17 protein-coding genes and 1 tRNA gene are annotated in these 16,773 nt (G+C 59.4%); 13 read left to right on the top strand and 5 right to left on the bottom strand.

Features of this window, described 5'->3' with window-relative positions; translation table 11 throughout:
• Positions 1 to 3: 3 nt before the first annotated feature.
• The 4 genes from F4Y00_08925 to arsM all read right to left on the bottom strand — a co-directional run bounded on the left by F4Y00_08925 (position 4) and on the right by arsM (position 4,665).
• Positions 4 to 1,560, bottom strand: a complete 1,557-nt coding sequence (locus tag F4Y00_08925) for a sulfatase (GenBank protein MYE05075.1) — start codon at positions 1,558 to 1,560, stop codon at positions 4 to 6.
• 17 nt (positions 1,561 to 1,577) lie between these two features.
• Positions 1,578 to 2,261, bottom strand: a complete 684-nt coding sequence (locus tag F4Y00_08920; GenBank protein ID MYE05074.1) for an ankyrin repeat domain-containing protein — start codon at positions 2,259 to 2,261, stop codon at positions 1,578 to 1,580.
• A 274-nt stretch (positions 2,262 to 2,535) separates the two neighbouring features.
• On the bottom strand, positions 2,536 to 3,393 hold the full coding sequence (locus F4Y00_08915; GenBank protein MYE05073.1) for a DUF1295 domain-containing protein: 858 nt from the start codon (positions 3,391 to 3,393) through the stop codon (positions 2,536 to 2,538).
• A gap of 171 nt (positions 3,394 to 3,564) precedes the next feature.
• Positions 3,565 to 4,665 (bottom strand): arsenite methyltransferase, encoded by a 1,101-nt coding sequence (gene arsM / locus F4Y00_08910; GenBank protein ID MYE05072.1) that lies wholly within the window; start codon positions 4,663 to 4,665, stop codon positions 3,565 to 3,567.
• Between the two features lie 99 nt (positions 4,666 to 4,764).
• Here arsM and F4Y00_08905 point away from each other — a divergent pair, with 99 nt between their 5' ends.
• From F4Y00_08905 to F4Y00_08870, 8 genes are all read left to right on the top strand, one after another.
• Complete coding sequence (locus F4Y00_08905) at positions 4,765 to 5,100, top strand: hypothetical protein (protein ID MYE05071.1); 336 nt, start codon at positions 4,765 to 4,767, stop codon at positions 5,098 to 5,100.
• Positions 5,093 to 5,548 carry a hypothetical protein gene (locus F4Y00_08900; GenBank protein MYE05070.1) on the top strand — a complete coding sequence of 152 codons (456 nt, stop codon included), beginning with the start codon at positions 5,093 to 5,095 and terminating at the stop codon, positions 5,546 to 5,548. Before F4Y00_08905 ends, F4Y00_08900 begins: the two co-directional genes overlap by 8 nt.
• A 354-nt stretch (positions 5,549 to 5,902) precedes the next feature.
• Positions 5,903 to 6,406, top strand: a complete 504-nt coding sequence (locus tag F4Y00_08895; GenBank protein MYE05069.1) for an isoprenylcysteine carboxylmethyltransferase family protein — start codon at positions 5,903 to 5,905, stop codon at positions 6,404 to 6,406.
• 119 nt (positions 6,407 to 6,525) lie between these two features.
• Positions 6,526 to 6,933: a hypothetical protein gene (locus F4Y00_08890; protein MYE05068.1), complete on the top strand. Its 408-nt coding sequence runs from the start codon at positions 6,526 to 6,528 to the stop codon at positions 6,931 to 6,933.
• Positions 6,934 to 6,937: 4 nt separating this feature from the next.
• On the top strand, positions 6,938 to 7,369 hold the full coding sequence (locus tag F4Y00_08885; GenBank protein MYE05067.1) for an SRPBCC domain-containing protein: 432 nt from the start codon (positions 6,938 to 6,940) through the stop codon (positions 7,367 to 7,369).
• Between the two features lie 245 nt (positions 7,370 to 7,614).
• Positions 7,615 to 8,853, top strand: coding sequence for a DUF418 domain-containing protein (locus F4Y00_08880; GenBank protein ID MYE05066.1), 1,239 nt, complete (start codon positions 7,615 to 7,617; stop codon positions 8,851 to 8,853).
• A gap of 150 nt (positions 8,854 to 9,003) precedes the next feature.
• A complete protein-coding gene (locus F4Y00_08875; protein ID MYE05065.1) occupies positions 9,004 to 9,684 on the top strand; it encodes a CvpA family protein in 681 nt (226 codons plus the stop codon).
• A gap of 131 nt (positions 9,685 to 9,815) precedes the next feature.
• Positions 9,816 to 11,237, top strand: coding sequence for an aldehyde dehydrogenase family protein (locus F4Y00_08870; GenBank protein MYE05064.1), 1,422 nt, complete (start codon positions 9,816 to 9,818; stop codon positions 11,235 to 11,237).
• Between the two features lie 87 nt (positions 11,238 to 11,324).
• On the opposite strand, the gene F4Y00_08865 is transcribed toward F4Y00_08870, so the two are convergent.
• On the bottom strand, positions 11,325 to 12,335 hold the full coding sequence (locus F4Y00_08865; protein ID MYE05063.1) for a DMT family transporter: 1,011 nt from the start codon (positions 12,333 to 12,335) through the stop codon (positions 11,325 to 11,327).
• Between the two features lie 58 nt (positions 12,336 to 12,393).
• Here F4Y00_08865 and F4Y00_08860 point away from each other — a divergent pair, with 58 nt between their 5' ends.
• The 5 genes from F4Y00_08860 (at position 12,394) to F4Y00_08840 (ending at position 16,746) form a co-directional block, all read left to right on the top strand.
• Positions 12,394 to 12,726: a MerR family transcriptional regulator gene (locus tag F4Y00_08860; protein MYE05062.1), complete on the top strand. Its 333-nt coding sequence runs from the start codon at positions 12,394 to 12,396 to the stop codon at positions 12,724 to 12,726.
• On the top strand, positions 12,723 to 14,102 hold the full coding sequence (locus F4Y00_08855; GenBank protein MYE05061.1) for a GntP family permease: 1,380 nt from the start codon (positions 12,723 to 12,725) through the stop codon (positions 14,100 to 14,102). Before F4Y00_08860 ends, F4Y00_08855 begins: the two co-directional genes overlap by 4 nt.
• Positions 14,103 to 14,178: 76 nt before the next feature.
• A tRNA-Pro gene (locus F4Y00_08850) sits at positions 14,179 to 14,252 on the top strand.
• A gap of 96 nt (positions 14,253 to 14,348) precedes the next feature.
• Positions 14,349 to 15,521 (top strand): Gfo/Idh/MocA family oxidoreductase, encoded by a 1,173-nt coding sequence (locus F4Y00_08845; protein ID MYE05060.1) that lies wholly within the window; start codon positions 14,349 to 14,351, stop codon positions 15,519 to 15,521.
• 55 nt (positions 15,522 to 15,576) lie between these two features.
• Complete coding sequence (locus tag F4Y00_08840) at positions 15,577 to 16,746, top strand: Gfo/Idh/MocA family oxidoreductase (protein ID MYE05059.1); 1,170 nt, start codon at positions 15,577 to 15,579, stop codon at positions 16,744 to 16,746.
• The last annotated feature ends 27 nt before the right edge of the window (positions 16,747 to 16,773 follow it).

Below are 16,773 nucleotides of genomic sequence, written 5' to 3'. Positions count from 1 at the left end.
GGGTTAGCGATATCGGGTAGACGGTACATCCCTTCCCATATCCTGATGTCTCTGTTGCGTTCGCAGGTGCCGCAGACGGCGGCGGTCGTCCATCAAGTGTTCAATGGGTTTCTGATCCCTGCCCTCTTGCTCCCACGATCCCAATTCGGCTCGAATTTGTTCGGCCTTCGCCAGTAGCCGCTCAACAACCTCCGGGCGCTGCGCAGCCAGGTCGTTCGTTTCGCCGGGATCCGTTTCCAGATCGAAAAGCATGGGCGCTTCGAGTTCGTCCAATCCTGAATCCCACCACACAAGCATCTCGGACCGACGCGGCAGATGCAACTTCCACCGGCCCTCACGCACGGCTTGCAGGTTCAGCCCGTTGTAGTAATAAAACATCCGGTCAGGAGCTATGGTCTCTTCGGCGCCGGAAAGCACCGGCCGGAGGTCCATTCCGTCGATTACCCGGTCTTCCGGCAGGCGGGCCCCTGCCAGGCCGGCTATCGTCGGTAACAGGTCCATCACATTTATCATTGCGGCGTTCGTTCGCCCGGCAAGGACCCCACCGGGCCAGCGCATGATGCAGGGTACGCGCATGCCCCCCTCGAAGGTAGAGCCTTTCCCGCCGCGCAGCGGTGCGTTCGATCCATGCGTAGGCGACGGACTGGCTCCATTATCCGAGGCAAAGATCACGAGGGTGTTTTCCGTGAGGCCGAGCTCGTCCAGTGTTTTCAGCACCTCGCCCGTACTCCAGTCGATCTCCTCCACCATATCTCCGTAGACACCGTCCCGGGATTGCCCCGCAAACCTCGGATTCGCCATCCACGGGGCGTGCGACCGGGTGTGGGGGAGATAGATGAAGAACGGCCGATCCTGGTGCGCACGGATGAAGTCGGTCGCGCGTCGGGTGAAATGCTCCGTAATCGTCGTGATATGAGCATCCGGATCCACGATGCCATCGTTCTCAAGGAGCGGGGTGGATCCATCCGGGTTCGAGTTACCCACCATGCCGTAGAAGAGGTCGAAGCCATGCCGGTTCGGGTGGAACTCCGAAGAAGACGTAAATCCCTCGTGGGTCTGGTAATTGAAGCCCTGGGGTACGCCGAGGTGCCATTTGCCGATACAGGCCGTCGCATACCCTTCGTCCTTAAGTAACCCGGCTACCGTGATTTCGCTTTCTTGCAGGCCCAGGTCCGAATAGACCCCGCCCACAGCATAGGGCATCCCGCAGCGAGACGGATAGCGCCCGGTCAACAGGGAAGCTCTGGAGGGGCTGCACACGGAGCACGTCACGCGAAAATCCGTGAAGCGCATGCCCTCAGCAGCAAGGCCGTCCAGATTGGGCGTGCGGATGGTTTCCGAGCCGTAACAGGCCAGGTCGCCATAGCCCAGGTCGTCGGCGAAGATAACAATGACGTTGGGTGGTCGTCCGTCCGGTGTATCGTCCAGGCAGGCAGAAAGACCCGGCACGGTAGCGGCCACACCGGCGGTTGCCGCCAGTTTCAGGAATTCCCGCCGGCTTTGCTCCCCCGGTTTGTTCTTTCGGAAGGCGCCTCCCGATATATCACGTGGTTCGTTCATCGATACCCCCTCTCGTTTTACGGTCCTGCCTGTTCAAGAAGCAGTGCTCTGATTTCATCGTGGCCGTAGTGCGTTGCCAACCACATGGGTGTATTTCCCTGCGGCGTGGGCCCTGTCCCGGCCCTGGCATGAACCTCTGCACCGGCATCGATCAGATATCGGACCAGTTCCAGGCTACCGCTAAAGGCCGTCCAGTGCAGCACGGTCCAGCCGTTGTGGATGCTTCTCTGGTTGACCCCGGCTCCGGCTTGAATCAGGAGATGCCCTGTTTCAGCCCGTCCGGCCATTGCTGCCCGAAGCAGTGGCGTCCAACCGTGGATGCCCTTCGCGTGTACATCCGCCCCGCTTGCCAGGAGCAGCCTCGCCATCTCCACCTGCCCCATCTTCACTGCCCGGTGCAGCGGCGTCCATCCGGCCGTGCCCCGGGCATCTACTTCGGCGCCTGCCGCAAGGAGCCGCCGGGCGATCGCTACGTGCCCCGCCACCGCCGCGCGATGCAAGGGGGTCCAATCGCCTATACGAGCATTCACGTCGGCGCCCTGTTCGATGAGCGTGGAGACCGTCTCGAGGTCTCCCGCCTCCGCGGCGCGATGAAGCAGGTCATCAGGGCGATTCTGGATAGTCAGGGCCGCCACAAGCATGCAGGTTACCAGCATCACGGCCACGTATCGTATTTCCCTGATCCTGTGCATCTTTTCCATAGGTGTTGATCAGAACGATATTGGGACACCAGCTGCTCTTGCAGTGCACGACAGGCCTTGCGACAGCACGAAGGCGGTTGTGTCGGCGCCTGTTAGCCGCAAGAATGTTCTCCGCTCCATCGTGGCGATTCGCAGAGAGCGGGTGTTATCGATAACATTTACGAAGAAGCTGGCATGATGTCAATAGCATGGGGGAGTTAAAGCATGGAATGTGCCCGCAAAATCTATTGAACGGGCTGTCCTCTATAGCATGTCCGGCAAACAGACCGGGCCTTCACCCTGACCGCCTGATCTTGCCTATCCCGGTGAACGGGATGATGCGCGGAGTGCTCGCCTGATAATCCGTATAGGACGGGTATTTGGAAAGCGAGATGGACTCGGCAAGCCGTGACGAGCCGAAGAAAACCATGGTCAGCAGAATGAACCCCGGCATGGTCCAATTGACGAGTTGCCCCGAGGCCGCGATCGTGAACCAGTAGAAACTCCACCACATGCCGAGTTCGCAGAAATAGCTCGGATGCCGGGACCAGGCGAACAGGCCCGACGTTATGAAGCCCTGCCCGACCGGTTCGCCGGCCGCGATCTTGTGCTTCTTTTCCTGCTGAAAGCGCCACATCTGTTCATCGCCCACGATTTCTCCGATCCAGAGGGTGAAAAACACCAGCGCCGTCACGATATCGATCCAATTCAGCGGCGCGTCCTGATGCATCCAGGCAATATGTATGGGCGCCGTGAACAGCCAGACGATGAGCATCTGCCCGGGAGCGATGAACACCAGGTTCAGCAACTGAAACCGAAAGGGGCCGATGCGCTTGCGGATCTCCAGCCAACGGTAATCTTCCCCGCCTTTGGCGAATCCCCCTTTGCGCGCATAGTTGAAGGTGAGCCGTGCTCCCCACAATAAAACGAGCAACGTCATCAGGTTTACCCGGGCGGATTCGAAATCCAGCGATGCGGCGACGATCAAACAGTAGATCGGCGGGCAAGTCGTCCAGAGGCGGTCGACCCAGGAATACTCGCGTGTGATCACCGACAAGAGGTAGGCGATGATCGCAAGGATAATGCACAGGTCCAGCGCTGCGCCGTAAGGCGTTCCAACCAATGGATGGGGTATGAAGTTGAGGTCAGGCATAGCGGGAGGCGATGGGCTCCTGAACGGGGTGATCGGTTCGGGCTTTCTTGATCATCGTGTACTCGACAGTGTTTTTGGCGAGGCCCCTTCCAGGCCGGGGATTTCCAGGCGGTCTCGGCATCGGCGAGACGCTCTACGTCGAGGTTGATGTGACCTTACTGGCGAATCCTGTTATTCTGCTGCCTCCGGCTTTGTGGCGCAGATCGTTCCCCCGTGTATCGATTCCAGGAAGGCGTGGACCTCTGCCTCGCGCGCGGGTTGGCGGCGGATTACCGCCTGCACCTGGGGATCGGCGAGAATGTGCTCGGACGGATAGCGCTGCCGCTTTTCGACGTTGATGTCCGTGAATCCCGCAGCGGCGAGGTCGGCTTCGTACTCGGCGACCTGGACCGGAAGGCAGCCGACCAGCGACGCCTTCGAGTGCGCGATGAAGTCCGGCATGGGGTGATCGGAAACCAGATCCGAGATCATTACACGGCCGCCGGGCCTGAGCGCGCGCATTGCCTCGGCCAGGACGCGCGGGCGGTTGGCCGACAGGTTGAGGACGCAGTTCGAAATGATGATATCCGCGACGCCGTCGGGCACCGGCAGAGCCTCTATCTCGCCCAGCCGGAACTCGACGTTCGCGAAACCGCCCTTGAGCGCATTGGCGCGCGCCCGTTCCACCATCTCGGAGGTCATGTCCACCCCGATGACCCGGCCCTCGGGCCCGACGCGTTCCGCAGCCAGGAAGCAGTCGAAGCCGGCGCCCGAACCGAGGTCGAGCACGGTCTCGCCCGGAGCCAGCGACGCCAGCGCCACAGGGTTGCCGCATCCGAGACCGAGGTTGGCGCCCTCGGGGACGCGGTTCAGTTCGTCCTGGCCGTAGCCGACAGCGCAACTGATCTCGTCGGCGGTAGTTTTCGCGCCGCTGGCGGTTGCGGCAGAACCGTCGGTTCCAGGGTCGTCGTTTGCGGGCTCGCAGCAGGTGTCTCCCGTCACGGCTGCGCGGGCGTATCGTTCGCGCACGGCGGTGCGTCTTTCGGTGGCATTGAGGGTCAATCTGTACCTCCTTGAGGGATGGGCGCCTTTGGATCGCGCACCCGTTACAACAGGATACGTCCAATGAGAAAGATTGTGATGAGAACCAGTAAGCCGTTGCTCGTGTTTCCTTCCTGAATGGAGAGGATTTTGGGGTGATTGTGCGGGTGGGGTAGGGAAAGCGGGCAGGAGTTTAGGGCGAATCCTGTGGCGCACGTTCCGGCAATATTGCCGGGAGGGAGTCAGCGGCATTCGCTGAAAATGTCGCACGGGAACCGGTAATGGGTTACGGAATACGCTATCGCGGGTCTACAGGAGGGCATTGAAGCTCGAAAAAAGGAGGGATTCGGGATGACGAACGTAGCGTTATTGCAGGAAAAAGAGGCGGAAATAAAATCCGCCGTCGAAAAAATACTGCGTGATTGCCTGAAGACGGATGTTGTCTTCGACGATATCGTCATGAAGATGGAAAAGTTTTATTTCGATGACGAAGTCGAAGAATATCTTCGGATACGAGTTATTTTCGATGGGGAGCAGGAATTGCTGAATCTCAAAACGGCGAGGGGCTTGAACAGGAATCTTCGCAATGGGCTGGAGGAATTCGGTATGGAAACGTTTCCGGTTACTACCTTTGTGGAAAAATCAGAGTGGGAGGAGAGTTATGCGGTACGTAAAAAACATGCTTGATGCATCAAGGGAATTGGCTTATATCGATAAGCGCAAGCCGAGGCAGGTGAATCTGCGGCGAGCAACGAGTACCGCCTACTATGCATTGTTTCATTGTCTGGCGCAGAATTGCGCGGATGCGCTTGCTGGCCGTAGCTATTCGAATCGTAATACGCGGGCGTGGAATCAGGCTTATCGGGCATTGCAACACGGTGATGCAAGGAAGCGATGCCAGCGCAAAGGGATCATTGGGCGATTTTCTCAGGATATTCAGGATTTTGCAGAGGTGTTCTGTGAGATGCAGGCCCAGCGTCATCAAGCGGATTACGACCCGCATGTTACGCTGCACAGGTCGGAAGTCGTCGGCGACATTGACAGGGTGGAGAACTGTGTCGATCGCTTCGGGAAGGCTTCGATACAAGATCGCCGGACCTTTGCTATTTATGTGTTGTTACCGTTGAGGTCGTGAGGGGTGTTTCCCGGGAGGAGCCTGATTTCCGGAGCATTAAGCTCCGGCCTCATTGAAACATTTCTACGCGGGTGAAGCTGGGGCCGGGGACGCCCGCCCTGAACGGGGAGAACTTTGCGGTGATTACTAAGGAGAAGCCGGATGCGGGGAGGAACAATGTGGTTTGTTTTTTGTCATCATACAGGAAGGAACGCAAATCATTGTGCATCCCGGAGGATACCATGAATACTCCCCAAAGCTGCAAGTGCTGCTCTTGTGAGAAGTGCTGCTCTTGTTGCTGCTGCTGCCGTAAAGCGTAACGCCTTGCTTCTATCAGGTCCTGTTCTCCGAACGCATGTGGAGTAAGGAACCTGCATGAATCTGCAACTCATCAAGGCTATTGTCATCCTGCCCGGGACGGCCCTTGTTTTTATTCCGGGGGCAATACTATGGCTTTCGGCGGGCTCGCCAGGGGCTATGGCGCTGGCAGGGCCTGAAGATCCCAGGTTCTGGATAGGTGCTTTACTGGGAGTCACCGGCCTCTTCTTTGCCGCCTGGACGGTCAGGTTGTTTGTGAAGGTTGGCAAGGGCACGCCTGCGCCGTGGGCGCCGCCGAAGAAGCTGGTGGTTCGCGGTCCCTACAGCCATGTCCGGAACCCCATGCTCACGAGCGTAAATGTCATGCTCGTCGCCGAGTCGTTGCTATTCGGTTCGTGGTATCTGGTCGGCTGGATGCTCGTCTTCTTCCTGCTCAACACGGTCTTTTTCGTATTTTTTGAAGAGCCGGGCCTCGAACGGCGCTTCGGCGAAGACTATCGGCGCTACAAGGCCAATGTGCCGCGCTGGATACCCCGCCGCCGGCCTTGGGACGGGTCGTGATGGGAGTATCGGGCTAACCGAAAGCGATGCCAGGCGGCGTGACGCGCTCACCGCGCCTGCATTTCGGGACGGGGCGAGTTTACAGCGAGGAAGAAAAGGGTCTGATGGAAAGAGACAGTATGAAAGGCATAGGGGGTTGGCTACTGGTCTACGTTGTTGGCTCGATCCCGGTCATATTGTTCTATTCGGCGGGCTTGTCAGGGTGGTTTTTCGACTATCCCGTGTTGCTTATGGCCGTGATCTTCCTGGCGCTTGCAAGTCCGCTATTGCTCATTATAAGGGGGTCTCCCAGGGCGCCGAAGTGGAATATCGCTGCGTTGTGGGCTGCATCCATCCTGATTACCCTGCGGATAATATATGGCGTGTTGTTTCAGCGGATTATAGAGGGTCAGCCGCGATTGAACAGTGAGGAATTGCTCGCCGCATTGCCTATTCTTCTGGGAATAGTGATTTTCTCGCTGGGATGGGCGATCATTTGGACGAAATACTTCAGGAACTCGGTGCGCGTCAGAAACACTTTCTCGTAAAAGAATGCCGGATATCTACCACACCCTGTCGATCGCTGGTTCGAAAGAACGCATCTTTGAAGCCATCAGCACCGCCGAAGGCCTTAATTCCTGGTGGACCCTGACCGCCGGCGGGATTCCCGAATTCGGCGCAATCTACGATTTCGGGTTCGGTCCGGATTATCAGTGGCAGGCCGAAGTCGTCCGGTGCGAGCCCGGGGCCGTGCTGGAATGGAAAATGATCAAAGCCGCCGACGACTGGATGGGAACGCATGTCGGTTTTCGACTCAAGACCGTCGGCGATGCCACGCAGATCGATTTTTATCATACGGGATGGGCCGAAATAACTAACCATTATCGGGTGTGCTCATTCTGGTGGTGCATGTATCTCCGGTTGCTGCGCCGGTACATAGAGCGGGGGGAAGTTGTGCCTCACCATGAGCGCAACGATGCATAGGCGCCTCGCAGGGATTTGTAGCTTCGGTCTTTGCATAGCCTCGACGGATTTGCACTCGCCTGCGGGAAAAATCCGGAATGTGGAAGGCGCATCCGGCAAACCCTGCAACACGCGTATCTTTATCCCGTACAGGAACGTAAGGGCCCGTATTGCGCCGTTTCGTCGCGAGAGGTAGTTTCACGGTGGTCGCAATGGGGCGACAGGACCTGTATTTTCGGTCATTTCCCGCTGTTTTCCACTCCGCTATGTCCACCTATACGCCGGTCGCTCCCGGCGAGCGGATCCAAAGTCTCGATGTGCTCCGGGGCTTTGCTTTGCTCGGCATTCTCATCATGAACGTACAGTCGTTCTCCATGCCGACCGCCGCCTACGTGAATCCGACGGCGTGGGGTGATCTGACCGGCATCAACCTGATGGTTTGGCTGGCCAGCCATGTCCTGGCCGATCAGAAATTCATGACGCTGTTTTCGATCCTGTTCGGAGCGGGCGTCTGCCTGTTCGCGGACCGGGCTGAGGCCCGCAGTGGACGATCCGCTTCCGTACACTACCGGAGGATGTTCTGGCTGCTGGTTTTCGGCCTGCTCCATGTCTATTTCCTTTGGACGGGGGACATTCTGGTGCCGTACGCCATATGCGGCTGCGGGATATACCTGTTCCGCAACCGCTCTCCCCGGAGACTCCTTGTGCTGGGAATTTGTGTTTTCTCGGTGGCCACATTTCTGAATCTCTTTTTTGCCTGGGGACTGATGAATTATGCGTCTCCGGAAGCTGTCGCCGGCGTGGCGTCTTTCTGGACGCCGGACGCTGCCGCGCTTGAGGCGGAACTGGCTGCGTACCAGGGAGGATGGATGGCCCAGCAGGCCTACCGTGTGCGTGCAGCCTTTGAAATGCACACCTTCGTTATGCCGGTGTTCATGCTATGGCCGTGCGGCGGGGCCATGCTGGTGGGCATGGCGCTCTACAAATGGGGCGTGCTGAGCGCAGCGCGGAGCAGCCGGTTCTACCGGCGTATGATCGTTATCGGCGTGGCGGCGGGCCTGACGGCGATTGGCGCAGGCGTGTGGTGGAATTTCTCCGGCGGTTGGACCTGGCAGAGTTCTTTCTTCACAGGGGTGCAGTTCAACTACTGGGGCAGCACGGGCGTGGCGCTCGGTTATCTGGGCCTGATCATGCTGGCGGTGCAGAAGGGCGTCTTTTCGAACCTGCAACGCCGTCTTGCCGCTGTGGGCCGGCTGGCGTTCACGAACTACATCCTGCAAACCGTTTTGTGCACGCTACTTTTCTATGGGCACGGGTTCGGGCTCTTCGGGAGTGTCGAGCGCTATCAGCAACTCTTTGTCGTACTTGCCGTATGGCTTATTCAGTTGTGGCTGTCGCCCGTCTGGTTGCGGCGCTACGCGTACGGCCCGCTGGAATGGGCTTGGCGCGCCCTGACGTACTGGTATATTCCGAAGATGCGTTTGCGCGAAAGCCCGGCGCAGTGACGGGAGCGCTTCGCGCCTGACCGTGCCATGAATCAAGGACCTGATTCTCAAATGCACAGCATCCGTATTCCTTTTGCCGCACCCTTCGGTATGCCCGTACTTTGTTTGGTTCCTTCCCGGCTTCTTCGGGCGTTTCCCGCTTAGCTCCACATGTCTTCCTCCATACTGGACATACTGATCGCCGCCGGTTTGCTGATAGGGTTGGCGCGCGGCTTGTCGACCGGGGCGGTACGCCAGATCGTGGGGCTTGCGGGTACGGCGCTGGCTATCGTACTTGCTCTTGAACTGATGCACCCCGTAGGGAACGCCATCGGCGGGATTTTGGGCGCCGGGGCAGGCATCGTTCCGATTCTGGGCTTCATTGTCGTGTTTGCGGCAGTCCAACTGGCGCTTTACGTGCTTGCGAAGGTCATCGAAACCAGTCTCAAGATGCTCAGGTTGAGCATGGCGAATCGGGCGGCTGGGGCAATAGTCGGCCTGTGCAAGGCGGCGCTTCTGCTGAGTGTGCTGTTTCTGGTGCTGAATTTCTTCAACATCCCGAATCCCGAAAACCGCGAGGCCTCGGCATTGTACAGGCCGGTAGCCGCGGTTTTCCCCGCAACATGGGACTTTGTCGCCGAAAGATTTCCTGCCGTCCGTAATCTGTCGGACCGGTTCGGGGAGGAGGTCCGGGAGCGGTTCGACGATGTGCTACCCGGACCCGAGGATATGATGCCTGAACCCGACGGTGTGACGCCTGGGCCTGACGAGGCGTTATCCGAACCCGACGACACACTGCCCGGATCCGAAGATGCACTGCCCGGATTCGAAGACGAAGCGGCGGGGGAATAGTGACGCCCAGGGCCTGTTGTTTTCGATACGTGAAAACAGGCGTATAAGGCAAGAAATTTTTACATTGCTGTTGCCTGTACACGTCTGGTACGTAACCCCGCGAAAACCGAAAGAACGTTAAGAGGTCAACCATGGAACCGTTTTGTCTGATCATCGACGGCGGCAGGGTGTCCACCGAAGAACATTTTGAGGTACTTAATCCTGCCAAAGAGGAACCGGCCGGCCTGGCGCCGCTCGGGCAGAAAAAACACCTTGACGATGCCGTAGCAGCCGCAAAAAGAGCGTTCGGAAAATGGCGTGAAGTGCCCGAAGCCGATCGGCAGGCGGCCTGCATGGAGGTCGCCTCAAAAATCGAGGAAAATGCGGAAGAACTGGCTCAGCTCCTGACTGCCGAGCAGGGCAAACCCCTTAACGGTCTTGGCTCCCGCTGGGAGATCGGCGGAGCTGTGGCCTGGGCCCAGTATACGGCGAGCCTTTCCCTGCCGGTGAAGGTCCTTCAGGACAACGAACAGGGCAAGGTCGAACTGCACCGCAAGCCGCTCGGTGTCGTGGGGTCCATCACCCCCTGGAATTTTCCGGTTATGATCGCGGTCTGGCACAGCATTCCCGCGATCCTTTCGGGCAATACTGTGGTGTGCAAGCCTTCGCCTTTCACGCCCCTGTCCACGCTGCGGCTCGTGGAAATCATGAACGAGGTATTGCCGCAAGGCGTGGTCAATTGCATTACCGGAAAGGACACGCTCGGACCGGCAATCACGGCCCATGAGGGGATCAGCAAGATTATTTTCACCGGTTCCTGCGCCACCGGCAAGAAAGTCATGGTGAATGCGGCGGAAACCATGAAGCGGCTTACGCTTGAACTCGGGGGAAACGATGCTGGCATCGTGCTGCCCGATGTCGATCCGAAGGAGATCGCCGAAGGGCTGTTCTGGGGCGCCTTCATCAATAGCGGCCAGACCTGCGCTGCGCTGAAGCGGCTCTACGTTCATGAGGATGTGCATGACGAGGTGTGCAGCGAACTCGTCGCCGTTGCCGAAAACATGAAAATGGGCGAGGGCACGGGCGAGGATGTGATTCTGGGTCCGGTTCAGAATGCCAAACAATATGACATCGTGGCGGATCTGGCTGCCAGCGGCAAGGCGGGCGGCCGGGTGCTCCTCGGGGACGATCCGGAGAAATACCGGGACAAGATGGGCGGCAAGGGATATTTCTATCCGCTGACGATCATTACGGATCTCGACAACGGCGACCGGCTGGTGGACGAGGAGCAGTTCGGTCCTGTCCTGCCCGTCATCCGGTACAGCCAGGTCGAGGAGGCCATCGAGAAGGCGAACGACAATCCGAGCGGCCTTGGGGGGTCCGTCTGGAGCCGGGACATTACACAGGCCAGGGAAATCGCGAATCGCATGGAGTGCGGTTCGGTCTGGATCAACAAGCACGGCATGATCCAGCCCAATGCCCCGTTCGGCGGGGTGAAGAGCTCCGGGTTCGGGGTTGAGTTCGGCGAAGAAGGCCTGCTGGAATACACGGATATCCAGGTGGTCTTCTCCTGAATGGTGATGGCGCCGGCCCCTGTTTGGACCGGGTCTTGCAGATCGGGCAAAGCCGGGGTACGTCTGCGGTTCCGCTGATCGTCTCCGTCACACCGGGGCCGCTTTCCGGCGCATGCCGCGCAGGATCAGGAGCCCCCCGATCACGGTGGCGCCGCCGATAATCTGGATGAGGCTCACCGTTTCGCCCAGCAGAAGGTAACTCGCGGTCAGTGCCGTAAGCGGAACCAGATTGCCGTATGCAGCCGTGTGCGAGGCGCCTACATGGTTCACTGCGTTGTTCCACAGCGCCAGGACCAGGCCCGTGGAAAGCCCCCCCGAATACACGATGATTGCCCAGTGCCTCGGGGTCACAGCGCTCCAGTCCGTGTGGGCAATCTCCGGCAGGCCCATTCCGATCAGTACGGGAAGGGCGAACATCAGTGCAAGGAACGTCAGTCCGGTTGCGGAGACATGACGCAGCATGGGTTTATTGAGTGCCGTATAGCAGCCCCAGGAACAGGCAGCGCCCAGCATCAGCACATTCCCGAGGAATATCCCGCTGTCGAACGAAATCGTTCCGGCGCCGCCCACCACGATCACCATGGCGCCGACCAGTACGAAGGGAAGGGCAAACCACGTTCTTCCCCGGATTCGCTCTGTACCCAGCGTAGCGCTCAGTAACACCGTCCACAGGGGCACGCTGGTCATGATCAGGGCCGCGTTGCCCGCCGTGGTATGATATATGCCGTGAACGAACAGGTGCTGGTAGACGATAAAACCCAGCGCGCCCAGTCCGGCGATCCGAAGAGGGTATTTTCGGAGGGGCTCCCAGACGGGTAAACCTGTTTGCCGGCGCCGGTACAGGTAAATCCCGCCGAGCACGAGAATCGAGATCGAAAACCGGAAGCTGTTGATCATGTGCGGATGCATGACCTCCATGACCGATTTCAGCAGCGGATAATTCACTCCCCAGACGGTCACGACAAAGAGAAGAGCCGCTTCCGCGTGCCATTTTTTTCCGGAGGATTCACTTACCCGCAAGACGGAATACGTTGCCGCAAGATGGAGTCTGATATTTTTCAGGATACTCTGGCTCGCCTGCGACATTTGCCTTCGCATTCGCTGCCGGGTTTTCGTACCTTATCCGCGATGTTGTGTTCTTGTTCGCAGAAGCTTCATGCAGGAAAAGAGTATTCAGAAGCTCTACTATTCGATCGGCGAAGTCAGTGAGATGACGGGCCTCGAAACGCACGTCCTGCGTTACTGGGAAACCGAGTTCAGGGAGCTGAAACCCCGAAAGAACCGCGCCGGGCGCCGCACCTACACGAGCGAGGACATCCGCATTGTGGAGCGCATCCGGTACCTGCTGAAAGACAGGGGGTTAAAGATAAAGGCAGCAAAGAAGGTACTTTCTGCGGAGGAATCCGGGGCGGGGGGCGAGCACATGCGCAATCTCGCCGAATTGCGGCGCTTTCTCAAAGAGGCGCTCGACCAGCTTGAAGCGAACTGACCGGACCGATCCTCATAGCAATTCTTGTCGGGGCCGTCGTTTTCGTCATTGTGGCGACGGCCCGTTTTCGTGCGCATCCGTTTCTTGTGCTGTTGATCGCGGCCTATCTGGTCGGGCTTGCAGCGGGATTGCCGGGAAATGAGGTCATTACAGCTATCACGGAGGGGTTCGGCGGCACGATCGGCTACATAGGGATCGTCATCGCCGCGGGTACGATCATTGGCGCCCTGCTTGAAAAGACCGGCGGGGCGGCGCTCATGGCCCGCTCCGTGTTGCGCTGGATCGGCAAGGCGCGTTCGCTGCTCGCCATGGGCATCACCGGCCTGTTCGTGTCGATCCCCGTTTTCTGCGATTCCGGGTTTGTCGTGCTGTCGCCGCTGAACCGTTCGCTGGCCAGACAATCCGGCACATCGCTCGCCTCCTTTACGGTGGCGCTGAGCATGGGGCTGTACGCCGGCCATGTGTTCATCCCCCCCACGCCGGGCCCCCTTGCCGCCGCAGGAGAGCTGGGAGCGGACATAGGCCTGGTGATGCTGCTCGGCTTCGCTGTTTGCGTACCTGTCATTGCCGCGACATGGTTTTTCGCGCAGGTTGCCGGGCGCCGCATCGTCATAGAAGGGGAGCATGATGCGGAACAGGCAGGCGAAGCGCCTGGAAACGTCTCTCCCGTCGACACTGCCGCCGGGGATATCCAGCTCCGTTCCGCATGGCTGGCCTTTCTGCCCATTCTGCTGCCCGTGGCGCTCATTGCGGCGCAGTCCATCGCGTCGTTGCCCGGGCGTCCGTTCGGGGAAGGGAATCTCTTTGTCCTGCTCCGGTTCATCGGGAATCCCAATTCGGCGCTGCTTCTCGGGGTAGCTGCGGCCTGTGCGGCGGTATGGCGCTCGGGCGGACGCGTACGCATGGAATGGATATCGGAATCGCTCCGAACGGGCGGCCTGATTATTCTCATCACCGGGGCAGGGGGCGCTTTCGGCAAGGTGCTTCAGGCGACGCCCATAGGGGAATACCTCGGAGGTCTTCTCGGTTCGATAGGGCTGGGGGCTTTCAGCATGCTCGTTCCGTTTCTCTTGGCCGCCTCGCTCAAGACGGCGCTCGGCTCCTCGACCGTGGCCATCATCACCTCCGCGTCCATCATGTTTCCGCTGCTGCCGGCATTGGGGCTGGCGTCGTCGTTCGGGCCGGTGCTGACCACGCTCGCCATCGGGGCCGGCTCCATGACAGTCTCGCACGCGAACGACAGCTACTTCTGGGTGGTGAGCCAGTTTTCCGGGATGACGGTCTCGCAGGCCTACAAGCTGCATACGGTCGGTTCCGCCGTGGCGGGCGTGACGGGCATCGTGGCTGTGCTGCTGCTGGGTTTTGTCCTGTCGTAGCTCGGGCGGGCGGGAAAACATTTTGAACTCGCGCGTATCATGCCATCGAAAAAAATCCTATCTTCGGGTCTGTTTTCGGGACGTGGCGCAGTCCGGTAGCGCACTTGCATGGGGTGCAAGGGGTCGTGGGTTCAAATCCCGCCGTCCCGACATAATACACTGTTGTTTCTGGCGGCATAGACCGTCCTTCCGGGTGATTTCTCACCCGTTTTCGTCGGAAATCGTCGATCGAAAGGCGACAGGATCATGCCTTTGAGCAGAAAACTCCGTTACGGAATGGTAGGCGGTGGTCCCGGCGCCTTCGTCGGAAAAATACACCGCAAGGCCGCTGCCCTCGACGGATTTACGACGCTCGCAGCGGGAGTTTTTTCGACGGATCCCGCCAAATCGCGGCAGCATGGGGAGGCGCTGCATCTGGATCCGGCCCGCCTCTACGACTCCTTCGAGGAAATGGCCGAGCGGGAGGCGGCCCTTCCCGAAGACGAGCGCATCGACTTCGTATCGATCGTTACGCCCAATTTTTTGCATTTTCCGATAGCGAAGGCGTTCATCGAACGCGGCGTACATGTCGTATGCGAAAAACCCATGACGACCACGCTCGAAGATGCAGAGGAACTATGCCGGCTCGTGGCGGCCCACGATGTCGTGTTCGCCCTCACGCACAATTACACGGGCTACCCGATGGTCAAGCAGGCCCGCGCCATGGTGCAGAACGGCGAACTTGGCGAAATCCACAAGGTGGTGGTCGAGTATCCGCAAGGCTGGCTTGCCACGAAGCTGGAAGACGCCGGCAACAAGCAGGCCGAGTGGCGCACGGATTCCTTGAGGGCCGGCGTGTCCTTGTCGGTGGGAGACATCGGTTCTCACGCGGAAAACCTTGCGCGCTATATCACCGGCCTCGAAATGGAGTCGCTCTGCGCCGACATTCATACGTTCGTGCCGGGACGGACGCTCGAGGACGACGCCAGCATGCTGATTCGCTACCAGGGAGGCGCGCGCGGCGTATTGCATTGCTCCCAGATTTCCGTAGGCGAGGAGAACGACTTCAACATCCGCGTCTACGGCGCGGCCGGCGCGCTCGCGTGGGGCCAGCAGAATCCGAATTACCTGCGCTTTCTGTCCAACGACGGGCCCGAGCGCGTGTACAAGCGAGGAAATCCTTACCTCGCGGAAGCGGCCCGGCGCAACACCCGGATTCCCTCAGGACACCCCGAAGCGTTTCTGGAGGCGTTTGCGAACATCTACGTGAATGCGACGCACGCCATCGAAGCGCACCGCACCGGAGCGGAGGTGGACGACATCACAATGGACTTCCCTACCGTGCAGGACGGCGCAGCAGGCGTGCATTTCATTCATACGGCGATAGAAAGCGGCAAGGAGCGGGCCTGGGTGGACGCTTCGTACGCGCCGCCGGGGTAGGGGGCGTTTCTTTCGTTTTCACAGGAAACCAACGATACCATACAGCGACAGCACTATGTCTTTGAGCAGAAAACTCCGTTATGGAATGGTGGGCGGCGGCCCCGGCGCCTTCATCGGCGAGGTACACCGCAAGGCGGCTGCCCTCGACGGGCTTACGACGCTTGTAGCGGGGGCTTTTTCATCGAATCCCGCCAAATCGCGGCAACAGGGGGAGGCGCTGCATCTGGATCCGGCCCGTGTGTACGATTCCTTCACGGAAATGGCCGAGCGGGAGGCTGCCCTTCCCGACGACGAGCGCATCGACTTCGTATCGATCGTTACGCCCAATTTTATGCATTTCCCGGTCGCGAAGGCGTTCATCGAACGCGGCATCCATGTCGTGTGCGACAAACCCATGACGACCACCGTCGAGGAAGCGGAGGAATTATGCCGGCTCGTAGCGGCGCATGACGTCGTCTTCGCCCTCACGCACAATTACACGGGCTATCCGATGGTCAAGCAGGCCCGCGCCATGGTGCAGAACGGCGAACTGGGCGAAATCAACAAGGTGGTGGTGGAGTATCCGCAAGGCTGGCTTGCCACGAAGCTGGAAGACACCGGCAGTAAGCAGGCCGCGTGGCGCACGGACCCCTCGAAGGCCGGCGTGTCATCGGCGGTGGGGGATATCGGTTCGCACGCGGAAAATCTGGCGCGCTATATCACCGGCCTCGAAATAGAATCGCTCTGCGCGGACATTCATACGTTCGTGCCGGGACGGGCGCTCGAGGACGACGCCAACATGCTGATCCACTACAAGGGAGGGGCGCGGGGCGTGTTGCATTGCTCCCAGATTTCCGTAGGGGAGGAAAACGGCCTTAACATTCGCGTCTACGGCGCGAAAGGCTCCCTCGCATGGGTGCAGGAGAATCCGAATTACCTGCGCTTTCTGTCCAACGACGGGCCGGAGCAGGTGTACAAGCGGGGGAACCCCTACCTCGTGGAAGCGGCCCAGCGCAGCACCCGGCTTCCGTCAGGGCACCCCGAAGCGTTTCTGGAGGCGTTTGCGAACATCTACGTGAATGCGGTGCATGCCATAGCCGCACATCAAACCGGAGCGGAGGCGGACGACATCACAATGGACTTTCCTACCGTGCAGGACGGCGCGACAGGCGTGCATTTCATTCATACGGCGATAGAAAGCGGCAAGAAGCGGGCCTGGGTGGATGCTTCGTATGAGGCGGTGTAGGGGGGTGTATGGTGAGTGAGGCCCGGC

The sequence above is a fragment of the Bacteroidetes bacterium SB0662_bin_6 genome, assembly GCA_009839485.1.
Lineage (GTDB): Bacteria > Bacteroidota > Rhodothermia > Rhodothermales > VXPQ01 > VXPQ01.
Note: the sequence above shows the minus strand (reverse complement) of the source record. Positions and strands in the feature narration are given on the sequence as shown.

Coding starts and splice junctions, on each gene's coding strand:
- F4Y00_08920 (MYE05074.1), bottom strand. CDS start 2,261: ATGGAAAAGATGCACAGGATCAGGGAAATACGATACGTGGCCGTGATG.
- F4Y00_08870 (MYE05064.1), top strand. CDS start 9,816: ATGGAACCGTTTTGTCTGATCATCGACGGCGGCAGGGTGTCCACCGAA.
- F4Y00_08845 (MYE05060.1), top strand. CDS start 14,349: ATGCCTTTGAGCAGAAAACTCCGTTACGGAATGGTAGGCGGTGGTCCC.
- F4Y00_08885 (MYE05067.1), top strand. CDS start 6,938: ATGCCGGATATCTACCACACCCTGTCGATCGCTGGTTCGAAAGAACGC.
- F4Y00_08880 (MYE05066.1), top strand. CDS start 7,615: ATGTCCACCTATACGCCGGTCGCTCCCGGCGAGCGGATCCAAAGTCTC.
- F4Y00_08915 (MYE05073.1), bottom strand. CDS start 3,393: ATGCCTGACCTCAACTTCATACCCCATCCATTGGTTGGAACGCCTTAC.
- F4Y00_08875 (MYE05065.1), top strand. CDS start 9,004: ATGTCTTCCTCCATACTGGACATACTGATCGCCGCCGGTTTGCTGATA.
- F4Y00_08860 (MYE05062.1), top strand. CDS start 12,394: ATGCAGGAAAAGAGTATTCAGAAGCTCTACTATTCGATCGGCGAAGTC.
- F4Y00_08905 (MYE05071.1), top strand. CDS start 4,765: ATGACGAACGTAGCGTTATTGCAGGAAAAAGAGGCGGAAATAAAATCC.
- F4Y00_08840 (MYE05059.1), top strand. CDS start 15,577: ATGTCTTTGAGCAGAAAACTCCGTTATGGAATGGTGGGCGGCGGCCCC.
- F4Y00_08890 (MYE05068.1), top strand. CDS start 6,526: ATGAAAGGCATAGGGGGTTGGCTACTGGTCTACGTTGTTGGCTCGATC.
- arsM (MYE05072.1), bottom strand. CDS start 4,665: ATGCCGCTGACTCCCTCCCGGCAATATTGCCGGAACGTGCGCCACAGG.
- F4Y00_08900 (MYE05070.1), top strand. CDS start 5,093: ATGCTTGATGCATCAAGGGAATTGGCTTATATCGATAAGCGCAAGCCG.
- F4Y00_08865 (MYE05063.1), bottom strand. CDS start 12,335: ATGCGAAGGCAAATGTCGCAGGCGAGCCAGAGTATCCTGAAAAATATC.
- F4Y00_08925 (MYE05075.1), bottom strand. CDS start 1,560: ATGAACGAACCACGTGATATATCGGGAGGCGCCTTCCGAAAGAACAAA.
- F4Y00_08895 (MYE05069.1), top strand. CDS start 5,903: ATGAATCTGCAACTCATCAAGGCTATTGTCATCCTGCCCGGGACGGCC.